The organism is Azospirillum sp., from assembly GCF_050789165.1.
The window spans coordinates 1-14,173 of sequence record NZ_JBOZRT010000164.1 but is presented as its reverse complement, the minus strand read 5'-3'; the positions used below and the strand labels follow the sequence as shown (position 1 = coordinate 14,173).

13 protein-coding genes are annotated in these 14,173 nt (G+C 70.7%); 9 read left to right on the top strand and 4 right to left on the bottom strand.

What is annotated here, in order from left to right:
- Positions 1 to 256 precede the first annotated feature (256 nt).
- Complete coding sequence (locus tag ACRWK7_RS35175; RefSeq protein WP_431862508.1) at positions 257 to 1,513, top strand: ABC transporter substrate-binding protein; 1,257 nt, start codon at positions 257 to 259, stop codon at positions 1,511 to 1,513.
- A gap of 38 nt (positions 1,514 to 1,551) precedes the next feature.
- A complete protein-coding gene (gene aliA / locus ACRWK7_RS35170; RefSeq protein WP_431862506.1) occupies positions 1,552 to 3,165 on the top strand; it encodes a cyclohexanecarboxylate-CoA ligase in 1,614 nt (537 codons plus the stop codon).
- 21 nt (positions 3,166 to 3,186) lie between these two features.
- Here aliA and ACRWK7_RS35165 read toward each other — a convergent pair whose 3' ends face one another.
- The gene (locus tag ACRWK7_RS35165; RefSeq protein WP_431862504.1) at positions 3,187 to 4,608 is read right to left on the bottom strand and encodes a DHA2 family efflux MFS transporter permease subunit; all 1,422 of its coding nucleotides are present in this window, start codon (positions 4,606 to 4,608) and stop codon (positions 3,187 to 3,189) included.
- Between the two features lie 181 nt (positions 4,609 to 4,789).
- Here ACRWK7_RS35165 and ACRWK7_RS35160 point away from each other — a divergent pair, with 181 nt between their 5' ends.
- From ACRWK7_RS35160 to ACRWK7_RS35135, 6 genes are all read left to right on the top strand, one after another.
- Positions 4,790 to 5,533 (top strand): SDR family oxidoreductase, encoded by a 744-nt coding sequence (locus tag ACRWK7_RS35160; RefSeq protein ID WP_431862503.1) that lies wholly within the window; start codon positions 4,790 to 4,792, stop codon positions 5,531 to 5,533.
- Positions 5,534 to 5,592: 59 nt separating this feature from the next.
- The gene (locus ACRWK7_RS35155) at positions 5,593 to 6,585 is read left to right on the top strand and encodes a C4-dicarboxylate TRAP transporter substrate-binding protein (protein ID WP_431862502.1); all 993 of its coding nucleotides are present in this window, start codon (positions 5,593 to 5,595) and stop codon (positions 6,583 to 6,585) included.
- Positions 6,586 to 6,660: 75 nt separating this feature from the next.
- Positions 6,661 to 7,161: a TRAP transporter small permease gene (locus tag ACRWK7_RS35150; protein WP_431862500.1), complete on the top strand. Its 501-nt coding sequence runs from the start codon at positions 6,661 to 6,663 to the stop codon at positions 7,159 to 7,161.
- On the top strand, positions 7,155 to 8,441 hold the full coding sequence (locus ACRWK7_RS35145; protein WP_431862498.1) for a TRAP transporter large permease: 1,287 nt from the start codon (positions 7,155 to 7,157) through the stop codon (positions 8,439 to 8,441). The genes ACRWK7_RS35150 and ACRWK7_RS35145 overlap by 7 nt, the downstream gene beginning before the upstream one ends.
- 27 nt (positions 8,442 to 8,468) lie before the next feature.
- Positions 8,469 to 9,476 (top strand): GntR family transcriptional regulator, encoded by a 1,008-nt coding sequence (locus ACRWK7_RS35140; protein WP_431862497.1) that lies wholly within the window; start codon positions 8,469 to 8,471, stop codon positions 9,474 to 9,476.
- 5 nt (positions 9,477 to 9,481) lie between these two features.
- A complete protein-coding gene (locus ACRWK7_RS35135; protein ID WP_431862495.1) occupies positions 9,482 to 10,558 on the top strand; it encodes an Ldh family oxidoreductase in 1,077 nt (358 codons plus the stop codon).
- A 22-nt stretch (positions 10,559 to 10,580) separates the two neighbouring features.
- Here the strand turns inward: ACRWK7_RS35135 and mgrA are convergent, their stop codons facing one another.
- Entirely contained in the window at positions 10,581 to 11,621 is a 1,041-nt protein-coding gene (gene mgrA / locus ACRWK7_RS35130; protein ID WP_431862493.1) for an L-glyceraldehyde 3-phosphate reductase, read from the bottom strand.
- Between the two features lie 101 nt (positions 11,622 to 11,722).
- Positions 11,723 to 12,610 (bottom strand): LysR family transcriptional regulator, encoded by an 888-nt coding sequence (locus ACRWK7_RS35125; protein WP_431862491.1) that lies wholly within the window; start codon positions 12,608 to 12,610, stop codon positions 11,723 to 11,725.
- Positions 12,611 to 12,743: 133 nt separating this feature from the next.
- On the opposite strand from ACRWK7_RS35125, the gene ACRWK7_RS35120 reads away from it, so the two are divergent.
- Entirely contained in the window at positions 12,744 to 13,862 is a 1,119-nt protein-coding gene (locus tag ACRWK7_RS35120) for an FUSC family protein (protein ID WP_431862490.1), read from the top strand.
- A 31-nt stretch (positions 13,863 to 13,893) separates the two neighbouring features.
- Here the strand turns inward: ACRWK7_RS35120 and ACRWK7_RS35115 are convergent.
- A partial coding sequence (locus ACRWK7_RS35115; protein ID WP_431862488.1) for a hypothetical protein occupies positions 13,894 to 14,173 on the bottom strand: 280 nt, incomplete at its 5' end.

Here is a 14,173-nt window from a genome sequence, read left to right as displayed (position 1 = left end):
ATTGCCTTATTGGTCTGGTGGCCCGAGTTGGGAAGCTCACTGAGCGCCTGCAGCATAACGTTTGCATTCATAGGCCTATGACCTGGGCAAAGGGTCGTTTTGAGGACGTGTCGGCATGGCTCGCCCATCGGGGATATTGGTCAATATATTGACATTATACCCCCGCCTCACCTACCATGCGCGACAGGGCGCCGGAGAGTGTCCGCGGACAACGACAACGGCCGTCGTTGCGGCCAAACGCACAGGGGAGGTTGGTATGAACAGGGAAGGAACGCACAAACCCACATCAGCCGCAGGGCGCGCAACGCTCGCCGCGGGGTGTCTGGCCGCCGCGCTGGCGGCGGGTCCGGCGTTGGCGGCGGAACCGGCGCTCACCGGAGGCGTGGTGAAGATCGGCGTGCTGACCGACATGGGCGGCGTCTATTCCGACTTCACCGGATCGGGCGCGGTGATCGCCGCGCAGATGGCCGCCGAGGACGTCGCCAAGCGCAACCCCGCGCTCGCGAAGACGGTCGAGGTCGTCAGCGCCGACCACCAGAACAAGGCCGACGTCGGCGCCGAGCGCGCCCGCTACTGGTACGAGCGCGACGGCGTCGACGTCATCGTCGAGCTGGTGTCGACCAACGTGGCGCTGGCCGTCATGGAGGTGGCGGAGCAGAAGAACCGGCTGGCGCTGGTGTCCGGCTCGGCGTCGCTGCCGATTACCAACGAGCGCTGCAACGCCAACACCGTGCACTGGGTGTACGACACCTACGCGCTGTCGTCGGGCACCGCCAAGTCGGTGATCGCCGCCGGCCGCAAGAGCTGGTACTTCATCGCCGCCGACTACGTGTTCGGCGCCACCATGGTGAGCGACGCCAGCGAGATCGTCGCCGCCAACGGCGGCTCGGTGGTCGGCGTGTCGAAGCACCCGTTCCCCAACCACGACTTCTCCTCCTTCCTGCTGAAGGCGCAGGGCTCGCAGGCGGACGTCATCGCGCTGGCCAACGGCGGCCAGGACACCATCAACTCGGTCAAGCAGGCGGCGGAGTTCGGCATCATCGGCTCGCGCCAGACGGTGCTGCCGATGGTGATGTTCCTCAACGACGTGCACGCGCTCGGCCTCAACACCGCGCAGGGCCTGACGCTGACCGAGGGGTTCTACTGGAACCGCGACGACCGCACGCGCGCCTGGGCGCGGCGCTTCTTCGAGCGCGCGAAGAAGATGCCCAGCATGGTGCACGCCGGCGTCTATTCCTCGGTCGTCAACTACCTCGCGGCCGTCGAGGCCACCGGGACCGACGACGCGGCCACCGTCATGAAGCGCCTGAAGTCGGTCGAGATCGACGACGGACTGTTCAAGGGCCGCATCCGCGCCGACGGCAAGTTCGCCCACGACATGCTGCTGCTGGAGGTCAAGAAGCCCTCCGAATCCAAGGAGCCGTGGGACTACTACCACGTCAAGGCGGTCATCCCGGCCGAGGACGCGACGCTCCCCCTCGCCAAGTCGAAGTGCAAGCTGGTCCAGCGCTGACCCGCCGGACGCCACACCACGCATTGAGGGACGGGACCATGAAGTTCGATCCTGTACTGCTTGCCCCACGCCTGGACTCCATGAAGGCCAACGGCTTCTGGCGCGACGAGACCATCGAGGTGCACCTGCGCCGGGCGCTGGAGCGCTGCCCGGACAAGACCGCGCTCATCGCCTACGGCCAGGACGCGGACGAGCCGGTCCGCCTGACCTACCGCGAGCTGGACGCGCGGGTGGAGCGCATCGCCCGCTCGCTGGCGGCGCTGGGGGTGGAGCGCGGCGACGTCGTCGCCTTCCAACTGCCCAACCGCTGGGAATTCATCGCGCTGGCGCTCGCCTGCGTGCGCATCGGCGCCGTGGCGAACCCGCTGATGCCGATCTTCCGCCAGCACGAGCTGACCTTCATGCTGAACTTCGGCGAGGCGAAGGTGTTCGTCGTGCCGAAGAGCTTCCGCCGCTTCGACCACGAGGCGATGGCGCGCGGCATGCTGCCGGCTCTGCCGCATCTGCGCCACCTCGTGGTGGTCGACGGCGAAGGGGAAGACGGCTTCGACGCCCTGCTGCTGCGCGACGGCCTGCCGCCGGTGGCCGGGAGAGGGTTGGCGGCGGACGACGTGCTGCTGCTGATGTACACGTCCGGCACCACCGGCGAGCCCAAGGGCGTGATGCACACGTCGAACACGCTGTTCGCCAACCTGCACGCCTACATCGAGACGATGCGGCTGAGCGGGGACGACGTGGTGCTCGGCGCCTCGCCGATGGCGCACCTCACGGGCTTCGGCTATCTGGCGATGATCCCGCTGATCCTGAACTCCACCATGGTCCTGCAGGACGTGTGGGACCCGAAGCGCGCCCTGCGCATCGCTCGGCGCGAAGGAGTGACCTTCAGCATGGCCTCCGCCCCCTTCGTCGCCGACCTGTGCGCCGCCGTGGAGGCAGGGGAGCCGCCGGCCGAGCGCTTCGCCACCTTCAACTGCGCCGGCGCGCCGATCCCGCCGGTGCTGATCGAGCGGGCGCACGCACTGATGGGCATGCGGGTCTGCTCGGCCTGGGGGATGACGGAGATCGGCGCGGCGACGGTGACCGAGCCGGAGCGCGCGCTGGAGAAGTCCGGCTGCTCCGACGGCCGGCCGGTCGCCGGCATGGAGGTGAAGGTGGTGGACGCCGAGGGCAACGCGCTGCCGGCGGGAACGGCGGGTTCGCTGCTGGTGCGCGGCGCCTCGGTGTTCGGCGGCTACCTGAAGCGGCCGCACCTCAACAACGTGTCGGAAGACGGCTGGCTCGACACCGGCGACCTCGCCGTCATCGACGGGGAGGGCTACGTCCGCATCACCGGACGGACCAAGGACGTGGTGATCCGCGGCGGCGAGAACATCCCGGTGGTGGAGATCGAGAACCTGATCTTCCGCCATCCGGCCATCGCCTCGGTCGCCGTCGTCGGCTACCCGGACCCGCGCCTGGGCGAGCGGATCTGCGCCTTCGTGTCGCTCAAGCCCGGCGCCTCGTTCAGCAAGCAGGAGCTGACGGAGCACCTGGAGCGGCAGCAGATCGCGCGGCAGTATTTCCCGGAGCGGCTGGAGATCGTCCCCGACCTTCCCCGCACGCCGAGCGGCAAGGTGCAGAAGTTCAAGCTGCGCGAGGCGGCGCGGACCTGATTTCCGGGGCGTCGACGCCGCCTACACCCGCTGGCGGTCGCAGCGGCGGTGGCCGCTGACCTCCTCGCCCGCCTCGGCGGGCAGGGGCAGGAAGAACAGCGCCGCCGAGGTCGCCAGCACCCCACCCGCCGCGAAGGCCGCGCCGAAGTCGTCCGGCGTCGACGCGATGCCGGGGTGCCGAAGCTGCATGAGGTGCAGGATCAGCGCGCCGGTCGCCACGCCCAGGCTCAGCGAGACCTGCTGCATGACGCTCGACAGCGTGTTGGCGCCGCTCATGCGGTCGTCGGGCATGTCGGCGTAGGCCAGGGTGTTCATCCCGGTGAACTGCAGCGAGCGGAAGAAGCCGCCCAGCAGCAGCGCCGCCAGGATGACCGCGTGCGGCGTGTCAGGCCGGAACAGGCCGTAGCCGGCGAGGATGGCGCCGCTCAGCACCGCGTTGCCGATCAGCAGCCGGCGGAAGCCGACGCGCCGCAGGATCGGCCCGGCCAGCGCCTTCATGGTGAGCGCGCCCGCCGCGCTGGCGAAGGTCAGGCTGCCGGATTCGAAGGGCGTCATGCCGAAGCCGACCTGGAACAGCATCGGCAGCAGGAAGGGGACGGCACCGATGCCCATCCGGAACAGCGTGCCGCCGGTGACCGCCGCGGCGTAGGTCGGGATGCGCAGCAGCGACGGGTCGAGCACCGGCCGCGTCCGGCCCCGCACGCGCCACACATACAGGGCGACGCACAGCGCCGCCGCGGCGAGCACTCCGGCGACCGCTTCCGGCGCAACCACCCCGCGCCCGACGTTCTCGAACCCGAAGATCAGCCCGGCGAGGCCCGCCCCGCTCAGCGCCAAGCCCGGAAGGTCGAGCGGGCCAGGATCCGCCTCCCGCACGTCCGGCACGTAGGCGCGCGCCAGCGCGAAGCCCAGCAGGCCGATCGGCACATTGATGAAGAAGATCCACCGCCAGGAGACGTAGGTGGTGATGAAGCCGCCGACCAACGGCCCGATGGCCGGGCCGACCAGCGCCGGCATGGTCACCGTGCTCATCGCCCGCACCAGCCGTGCCCGCGGCACGCTGCGCAGGACCACCAGGCGGCCGACGGGGACCATCAGCGCGCCGCCCAATCCCTGCACCATCCGCGCCGCGACCAGCGCCGTCAGGTCCTGCGCGAGGCCGCACAGCACCGAGCCCAGCGTGAAGACCACGATGGCGGAGCCGAACACGCGCCGCGCGCCGAACCGATCGGCCGCCCAGCCGCTGACCGGCAGGAACACCGCGAGGCTCAGCATGTAGGACGTCATCGCCGCGCTGAGCTGCAGCGGATCCTCGCCCAACGACCGCGCGATGTCCGGCAGCGCGGTGGCGACCACGGTCGCGTCGAGGTTCTCCATGAACAGCGCGCAGGCGACGATGAGCGGGACGAGCATCGTCCCGCGCGGGGTGGGATCCGTGTTCATGCCAGCCAATGTGGCACACCTTGGATACGGGGCCAGGGCCGACGGATTCGGGGCTGCCATGCACCGCCGGCCATTCCCGGAGTCCCTTGCGTTCGTCACCGTCTTTGGCTAGTGTATACACCAGACAATGAAGCTGGCGAAGCTGGCGCCCATCCGACACCGCAACGACGGAGACGGGGAGATGAGCGGACGACTGGCGGGAAAGCGCGCCTTCGTGACCGGCGCTGGCCAGGGCATCGGACGCGCCGTGGCGCTGGCCTTCGCGCAGGAGGGCGCCAGCGTCGTCGCGGCCAGCCGCACCCTGTCGAAGATGCAGGATCTGCCTGGGCTGACGCCGGGGATCACGCCGGTCGGACTCGACGTCACCGACGCCCCCGCGGTGGCCGCGGCCATCGCGGACGCCGGTCCGCTGGACATCCTCGTCAACGCCGCCGGGTGGGTGCACAACGGCACGCTGCTCGACTGCACGCCGGAGGACTGGGCGCGCAGCTTCGACCAGAACGTCACCTCGATGTTCCACACCATCCGCGCCGCCCTGCCGGCGATGCTGGAGCGCGGGCGCGGGTCGATCATCAACGTGGCGTCCGTCGCCTCGAGCATCGCCGGAGTCCCCAACCGCGCCGCCTACGGCGCCAGCAAGGCGGCGGTGATCGGCCTGACCAAGGCGGTGGCGCGCGACGCCGTCGCCGCGGGCGTGCGCTGCAACGCGCTGTGCCCCGGCACCACCGCCTCGCCCTCGCTGGAGGAGCGCATCCAGGCGACCGGCGACCCCGGGGCGACGCGCCGGCAGTTCATCGCCCGCCAGCCCATGGGCCGGCTCGGCACCGTCGAGGAGATGGCCGCCGCCGCGGTCTATCTGGCCAGCGATGAGTCGGCCTTCACCACGGGCACCGTCCTCGTGGTGGACGGCGGGCAGACCATGTGACGCGCCACGCGGCGGCGCGCCCATCGAGAACGGCGGACCAACCAACGAGGGAGGAGGACATGGCGTACTCGGGCGGCAGGTGGATGACGGCGTGCGCGGCGCTGGGGCTGGCGCTGTGCGCCGCGGCGGGAGCGCAGGCGCAGGAGAAGTTCACGCTGCGATTCAACCACGTGCTCGGCCCCAGCGAGCCGTTCCACGAGGGGTTCCAGAACTGGGCCAAGCGGGTCGAGGCGCGCACCAACGGCGGCTTGAGGATCCAGGTCTTCCACAGCGCCCAACTCGGCGTCGAGGAGGACATCATCGAGCAGATGCGCCAGGGCGCCAACGTCGGCCAGAACACCGACGCGGCGCGCCTCGGCACCTACGTACCGGGCCTGGCGGTGGTCAACGGGCCGTACTTCGTCGATACGCTGGAGGACGTCGCCAAGCTGCGCACCGCGCCCAGCATGGTGAAGTGGATGGACGAGCTGGCCTCCAGCCGCGGCCTGCGGGTCGTCTGCTTCGATTGGGTGCAGGGCTTCCGGCACTTCTTCACCAACAAGGCGGTGCGCACCCCCGCCGACCTGAGCGGCCTGCGCATCCGCACGCCGCCGGCGCCGATCTGGCAGGAATCCATCCGGTCGCTCGGCGCGGCGCCCGTGGCGATGCCCTTCAGCGACATGTACCCGGGCCTGCAGCAGCAGGCCATCGACGGCGTCGAGTTGGTCTACGCCAACATCCCCGGTGGCCGCTTCTATGAGGTTCTGAAGTACGCCAACGAGACCCGGCACATCATGCTGGTCAACTTCGAGGTGGTCAGCGCCAAGTTCTTCGATCGCCTGCCCAAGGAGTACCAGACCGCGCTGGTCGAGGAATGCCAGAAGGCCGGGCAGGAGACCTCGCAGAAGATCCGCGAGGCCGAGCAGAAATTCAAGGAGCAGCTCAAGGCCCGCGGCATGACGGTGGTCGAGGACGTCGACCTCGCCGCCTTCCGCAAGGCCGGCGAGCAGGCCTACAAGACCCTCAACCTCCTGGAGGCGCGGAACGCCGTGCACAAGGAGATCGGCAAGTAGGCCCGATCTTCATAGCCCCTCCCTCTTGAGGGGGAGGGGCTGTCTGCCGCACCCCACTCACCCGGGACACGACGCATGCGAACACTGGACCGGATCGAGGCCGCCGTTGCCGGCACCTTCCTGGTGGTCATGGTGGCTTTGATCTTCGCGGGCGGGATCGCGCGCCTGCTGCACCACCCGCTCAACTGGACCACGGACGTCGCGACCTGCCTGTTCGCCTGGGCGTGCTTCCTGTGCGCCGACGTGGCGTGGCGGCGCGGCACGCTGATGTCGGTGGACCTGCTGACCGTCCATCTGCCGCCCGGCGTGCGGAAGGCGGTGGGCTGGTGCAACCTGGCGATCATCGCGCTGTTCCTGGTGTTCCTGATCGTCTCCGGGCTGTGGCTGTCCTACGTCAGCAGCGCCCGGACCTTCCAGGGAATCCCCGGCATCAGCTACTCCTGGGTGACCATGAGCCTGCCGGTGGGCGCCGCGCTGCTGCTGGTCACCACCGTCCGGCGGGCGCTTCGGGAGATCCGCGGCGCCTCGGCCCACGCCGCCGGTCCGGCCGCGGGCGAGGAGACGTCGCCATGCTGATCGTCGCCATCGCCTTCGCCGTCCTCATCCTGATGGGCATGCCCGTGGCCTTCGCCATCGGCATCTCCGGCACGCTGTTCTTCGTGCAGAACCCGGACCTGCCCTTCACCATCCCGGTGCAGCTCACCGTGTCGCAGACGCAGAACTTCGCGCTGCTGGCCATCCCGCTGTTCATCCTCGCCGGCAACTTCATGAACAAGACCGGCATCACCGAGCAGCTGCTCAACCTCGCCTCGGTGATGACCGGACGGTGGAAGGGCGGCCTGGCGCAGGTCTCGCTGGCGCTGTCGGCGCTGATGGGCGGCGTCTCCGGCTCGGCCATCGCCGACGCGGCGATGCAGGCGCGCATGCTGGGCGACGGCATGCTGCGGCGTGGCATGTCCAAGGGCTTCGCCGCCGGCGTGCTGTCGTTCGGCTCGGTGCTGACGCCGATCATCCCGCCGGGCATCGGCATGATCCTCTACGGCACCATCGGGCAGGTCTCCATCGGCCGGCTGTTCGCCGCCGGCTTCGTGCCGGCCATGGTGCTGTGGCTGCTGCTCGGACTCACGGTGTGGGCGACGGCGCGGCGGCGCGGCTACGCCCCCGAGCGCACCCGCCGGCTGACCGCCGGCGAGGTCGGCGGGGCGCTGCGCGGCGGGATCTGGGCACTTCTGTTCCCGGTGTTCCTGCTGTTCGGCCTGCGCATGGGCGTCTTCACGCCGTCGGAGATCGGCGCCTTCGCGGTGGTCTACGCGATCCTGGTCGGCGTGCTGGCCTACCGCAAGCTGACCGGGCGGAGCTTCCTGGAGGCACTGGAGGGCAGCCTGTCCGACGTCGGCGCGGTGATGTTCATCATCGTCCTGTCGTCGATCTTCAGCTACGGCATCGTCCTGGAGCAGGTGCCGGAACTGGTCGGCGGCGCGATCCTCGACGTCACCGACAACGTGAACGGCGTCATGATCCTGATCGCGCTGTTCATCCTGGCGGCGGGCTTCGTCATCGACGCGACGGTGCTGATCATCATGCTGACGCCGATCTTCCTGCCGCTGGTACGCGAGTTGGGCGGCGACCCGGTGCATTTCGGCCTGGTCTTCATCGTCGCCGCGACGATCGGCAACTTCACCCCGCCGGTGGGGGCGGCGATGTACGCGGTGTGCTCGATCCTGAAATGCCCGCTCGGCACCTACACGCGGGAATCCGTGCCTTTCTTCCTGGCAGTAACGGCGGCGACGCTTATCCTCATCTTCATCCCCGAGGCGGTCCTCGTCGTGCCGAACCTGATCTTCGGCGCGCCCTAGCCCCCGGGACGGCATGAAGGGACGGGAATGAGCATCGACGGCACCAGAACGGGAACCAGGGCTGGCCCCGGCCGCGCCCCCCGGCTCAACGAGCAGGTGGTGGCCGAGCTGGAGCGGCAGATCGCGGCGGGGACGCTGGCTCTGGGCGACCACCTGACCGAGCCGCGGCTGGCCGAGCAGTTCGGGGTCAGCCGCGCCCCGGTCCGCGACGCGCTGCGCCAGATGGAGGAGCGCGGGCTGGTGCGGCGGGCCAGCAACCGGCGCAGCTACGTGGTGGCCGCCGTCCCCGCCGTGGCGCCGCCGGCGCACGCGGACGCCGGCCCGCGCAAGCTGACCGCCGCGGCGAGCTGGGAGGGAATCTATCAGGAGGTGTCGCGCCAGACGGTCGCCCGCGCCGCCTTCGGCGGCTGGCGCGTCACCGAGACGGACTTGGCGGCGCACCACGGCGTCAGCCGCACCGTGGCGCGCGAGGTGCTGGGCCGGCTGGAGCAGGAGGGCATCATCCGCAAGGACAGCCGCTCGCGCTGGACGCTGCCGGCGCTGACCGCGGTGCGCATGGGCGAGCTGTACGAGATGCGCCGGGTGCTGGAGCCGATGGCGCTGCGCCGCGCCGCCGAGCGGGTCCCCGGCGCCCTGCTGCGGCGGATGCGCGGCGAGCTTGAGGACGCGGTGGAGCGTGTGGAGGACCTGACGCCGCACGACCTCGACCATCTGGAGCAGCAACTGCACGTCGAGCTGCTGTCCTACGCGGACCACACCATCCTGCTGGACACCCTGCAGCACTACCACGCGCTGCTGATCACCAACGCCGTCCTCTACGAGGCGACGAGCAGCGCCTTCGGCGCCGAACCCTTCGTCGGGGAGCATCTGGACATCGTCCGCGCGCTGGAATCCCGGCATCCCGAGGAGGCGGCGGAGCGTCTCGAACAGCACCTGCGCGTCGCCCAGGGGCGCGCGCTGGGCCGCCTCGACCAACTGGTGCGCAACGGGGTGCTGGAGCCCCTGCCCTATCTCACCCCACTGTCGGTGGACTGAACAGAATGGAAACCTTCGACGACGTGCGGGTCGGCCGCACCGCCCTTGAGGACTTCATCACGGCGCTGCTGGCCAAGGGCGGCGCCGCGGAGGACGGGGCGCGGGCCACCGCGCGCGCGGTGGTCGACGCCTCGGCGCGCGGCTTCGACACCCACGGCGTGCGGCTGGTGCCGCACTACGCCGCCACGCTGGCGGCCGGCCGCATCAATCCGAAGCCGGTCCTGCGCTTCACCCGGCAGGCGGCGGCGGCGGGGCACCTGGACGCCGACAACGGCTTCGGCCACCTGCCCAGCTACCGCGCCATTGACGAGGCGATCGCCATGGCCGACGAGGCCGGCATCGCCGCGGTGGCGGTGGCACGCTCCTCGCATCACGGGGCGACGGGCTGCTACACCATGGCGGCGGCGGCGAAGGGCTACGCCGCCATCGGCATGACCCACGCCGACGCCATCGTGGTGCCGCACGACGGCGTCAAGCCGTTCCACGGCACCAACCCCATCAGCTTCGCCATGCCGGTGGAGGGCGAGGAGCCGATGCTGCTGGACATGGCGACCAGCAGCATCCCGCTGAACCGCGTCTTCCTGCGCCGCGCCACCGGCCAGCCGCTGCCGCCCGAGGTGGCGGTGGACGAGGCCGGCGCCGTCACCACCGACCCGCACAAGGCCACGGCCCTGCTGCCGCTGGGCGGCACCACCTACGGCTACAAGGGGGCCGGGCTGGCGGCGGTGGTGGACGTCCTGTGCTCCGCCTTCACCGGCATGCTGCACGGGGCGGCGCTGCCGCAATTCGCCGGCCCCGACCTGTCGCAGCCGGCGGAGCTCGGCCACTTCTTCATCGTGCTGCGGCCCGACGTCTTCCGGCCGCTGGCGGAGATCAACGGCCGGATGGCGGCGTTCCTCGCCGACCTGCGCGGCCAGCCGGCCAAGCCCGGCACCCGCGTCATGGCGCCCGGCGATCCCGAGCGCGAGCTGCAGGAAGACCGCCGGCGCCACGGCATCCCCGTCGATCTGGTGACGTGGGACGCGCTGCGCGACCTCGCGGAGCGCCACGGCTGCGCGATCCCGGAACCGGCGGGCCGGTGACGGGCGCGCGGGCCGCGCGGTATCAGCCGGCCTCGGCCGTCGAGGACGCGCGCCACAGGTTGATGTCGGAATCCACCGCGTGGATGTCGATCTCCGCCAGCTCCTCGGACGTGAAGGACAGGTTGCCGAGCGCGTCCAGCGAGTTGTCAAGCTGCTCCACCGTCCGCGCGCCGATCAGCGCCGAGGTGACGCGCGGGTCGCGCAGCACCCAGGCGATGGCCATCTGCGCCAGCGTCTGGCCGCGCCGCGTGGCGATGGCATCGAGGGCGCGGACGCGCGCCAGGTTCTCGGGCGACAGGAAATGGGCCCGCAGCGTCCCACCCTTGGCGGCGCGGGCGTCGGTCGGCTGCGCGTCCAGGTACTTCGCGGTCAGCATGCCCTGCGCCAGCGGCGAGAAGGCGATGCAGCCCATGCCCAGCTCGTCCAGCGTGTCGAGCAGCCCGCCCTCGACCCAGCGGTTCAGCATGGAATAGGAGGGCTGGTGGATCAGGCAGGGCGTGCCGAGCTGCTTCAGGATCGCGGCAGCGCGGCGCGTCATCTCGGGCGAATAGGAGGAGATGCCGACGTACAGCGCCTTGCCCTGCCGCACGATGTGATCGAGGGCGCCCATCGTCTCCTCCAGCGGGGTGCGGGGATCGACGCGGTGCGAATAGAAGATGTCCACGTACTCCAGCCCCATCCGCTTGAGGCTCTGGTCCAGGCTGGAGACCAGGTACTTGCGCGATCCCCAGTTGCCGTAGGGACCGGGCCACATCTCGTAGCCGGCCTTGGTGGAGACGACGATCTGGTCGCGGTAGGGACGGAAGTCGGTGGCGAGGACGCGGCCGAAATTCTCCTCCGCCGATCCCGGCGGCGGGCCGTAGTTGTTGGCGAGGTCGAAGTGCGTGACCCCGCGGTCGAAGGCCCGGCGCAACACGGCGCGCCCGGCGGCGAAGGCGTCGGTGCCGCCGAAGTTCTGCCACAGCCCCAACGAGATGGCCGGCAGGTCGAGCCCGCTGCGCCCGCACCGGCGGTAGCTCATGCGCTCGTAGCGGGAAGCGTCGGCGAGATAGGGGGGCTGCATGGCGGACTCCGGAGTAAGTGATATATTAGTATAGCCCGGCAGAGCGGCGCGGCGCAATCCCTGGCGATGGGGCCGGGGCCGCACGGGAGAGGGCCTGACCGTTACGCCGACGTTTCTGCAAGCTCAAGAAACCGGCGGACGACAGGGGTTTCGTCGTCGCGCCGGTAGGTCAGGTAACAGCGGATCAACGGGGCCGACCCGTCGATCGGGACCTGCACGAGTTCGGGCCCGGCCAGCCCGGCGAAGCTCTCCGGTGCCAGTGCGATTCCGACATCGGCCAGGACCATGCCGACCACCGTCGGAAAGTTCGGGCATTCGGCGGCGAGGCGCGGCGTGAAGCCCTGCGCGCGGCAGAGCGCGTCGACCTCGTCCACATGTTCGGGCGCCATGGCGCGCGGCGGCAGGATCCAGCGTTCCTCCCGCAGCCGTCCGATCGGCACCGCCGCCGCGCCCGCCAGGGCGTGCCAGCGCGGCAGCACGACCCGCATGGGCTCGGCACCGATGAGGCGCTGCACCAGCCGCGGATCCGCGGTGGAAAAGTTGCTGAAGCCCACGTCGATGCGCCGCTCGAGCAGTGCGCCCTCCTGCTCGCCGCTCGGCACGCTGTCGATGACGACCTCGACCTCCGGCCGCCGGGCGCGGAAGGCGCGGATCAGGGCCGGGACCTGGTTGTAGAGCGACGGAACGCTGAGCCCGAGGCGCAGCCGCCCGACCTCCCCGGCGAAGCCGCGCCGCGCCTCCTCCATGGCCTCCTCCACGGCGGCCAGCGCCCGGCGGGCCTGCGGCAGGAAGAGCGCGCCGGCCGGCGTCAGCGCCACGGCGGAGCGCGTGCGGTCGAACAGCCGCTGGCCGAGCAGGTCCTCCAACCGCTTCAGCAATTGGCTGACGGCCGGCTGGCTCATGCCCAGCCGTTTCGCGGCGCGGCCGAAGTTGCCGATGTCGGCCAGCGTCACGAAGCAGCGCAGATGCCGAAGCTCTATCCCGCTCATAAGCCTACCTTATCAGGACCGGTCCAATCATTATTGGACGGGCGGCGACCTGTCGATGGATTCCTGTGATGCCGCAGCCGTGCCGGAACCGGCCGTGCGGCGGCTCTGTTCGTACACCGCTTCGGAATCCGGCATGTCCGCCACGGACGACACGATGATCGACTTTTCCCGCTGGAAGACGGCGCACCACCTGCTGACGTGGCGACAGCTGCGCGAGGTGATGGCGCTCACCCCCCAGCCGTCCTTCCGCATCGCGCTGATCGCCGGGGCGCAGGCGGCCCTGTCCGTGCTGGCGGCGACGCTGCTGATCGGTGCGACCCCCTGGTCGCACCTGATCGGGTTCCCGGCGCTCGGGGCGCTGGCGTCGCTGTTCGGCCGCTACGCGCCCGTTCGGCGGCGCACGACGATCGTCGCCGCCTGCGCCGCGCTGCTTACGGGTGGCGTGTTGCTGTCGTCGTTGGGCTCCTGGGCCGGGGCGTCGCCGGCGGAGCAACTGCTGCTGCTTGCGCTCATCGCCGGGAGTGCGACGCTCGCCATCGCCCACTGGCGGCTCGGCATGCCCGGGGCCATCATCATCACCTTCGCGTCGGCGGGTGCGCTGGGACCGGTCGCCTCCTGGCACGCGGTGGCCGGGCAAGCCCTCGCCACCGCGGCCGGCGGCGCCGTGGCCTGGGTGGTCTGCCGGGCGACCGACCGGCTGCGGTCCGCGGAACTGGAGGGACTGACCTTGCCGGCGCCGCCGCACCGGCCGTTCGGCCATGAGGTGATCGCCGCCGGCCGCATCGCGGCGGGCACCGCGGTGGCGGCGCTCATCGCGCAGACGGCCGGGTGGCCGCATCCCTCCTGGGCCGCCATCGGCGCCATGGCCGTTCTGCAGGGGAGCCATCTGCACGTGACCATGAGCCGCGCCCTGCAACGCATGGCGGGGACGCTGGTCGGCGTCTTCATCGCCTGGGCGGTGCTGACGCAGGCGCCGCCGCTCTGGGGACTGATCGCGGCGGTTGTCCTGTTCCAGTTCATCACGGAAGTGGTGATCGGGTACAATTACGCCCTCGGCCAGATCACCGTGACTCCCATGGCGCTGATCATGACCTACCTCGCCGCGCCGGCCACGGCGGTCAACCTGCCGGTGGAGCGGGTGCTCGAGACCATCGTCGGCGTCGCCCTGGGCCTCGCGTTCGCCGTGCTGTTCTCGACGGCCGACGACCGCGTCTATCTCGCCCGGCACCGGGAGCGGCAGCGCTCCGCGTGAGACGCTGCCGGCTCCCTCCATCCGATCGCCGTCACCCCGCGGTCAATCCTCTCAATTGCCGGTTTGCGACGGCGAGCATGGCGAGGTCGACGTTGGCCTGGGTGCGCAGTTCGGAGACCAGCTGCTCGACGCGCTCGACCACCGGGCGGCGCTGGGCGATCCAGTCCTCCACCGGGTGGCCGTCCGCGGTGCCCTCCAGCACCCGCACCGTCAGCGCCGTCTGGTGCGCGAACAGGTCGTCCACCAGCGCCGCCACCGCCTGCTTCTGCCAATGGTTCTCCGTCTTCGCCGCCGCCGCCTTGTCGCGCAGC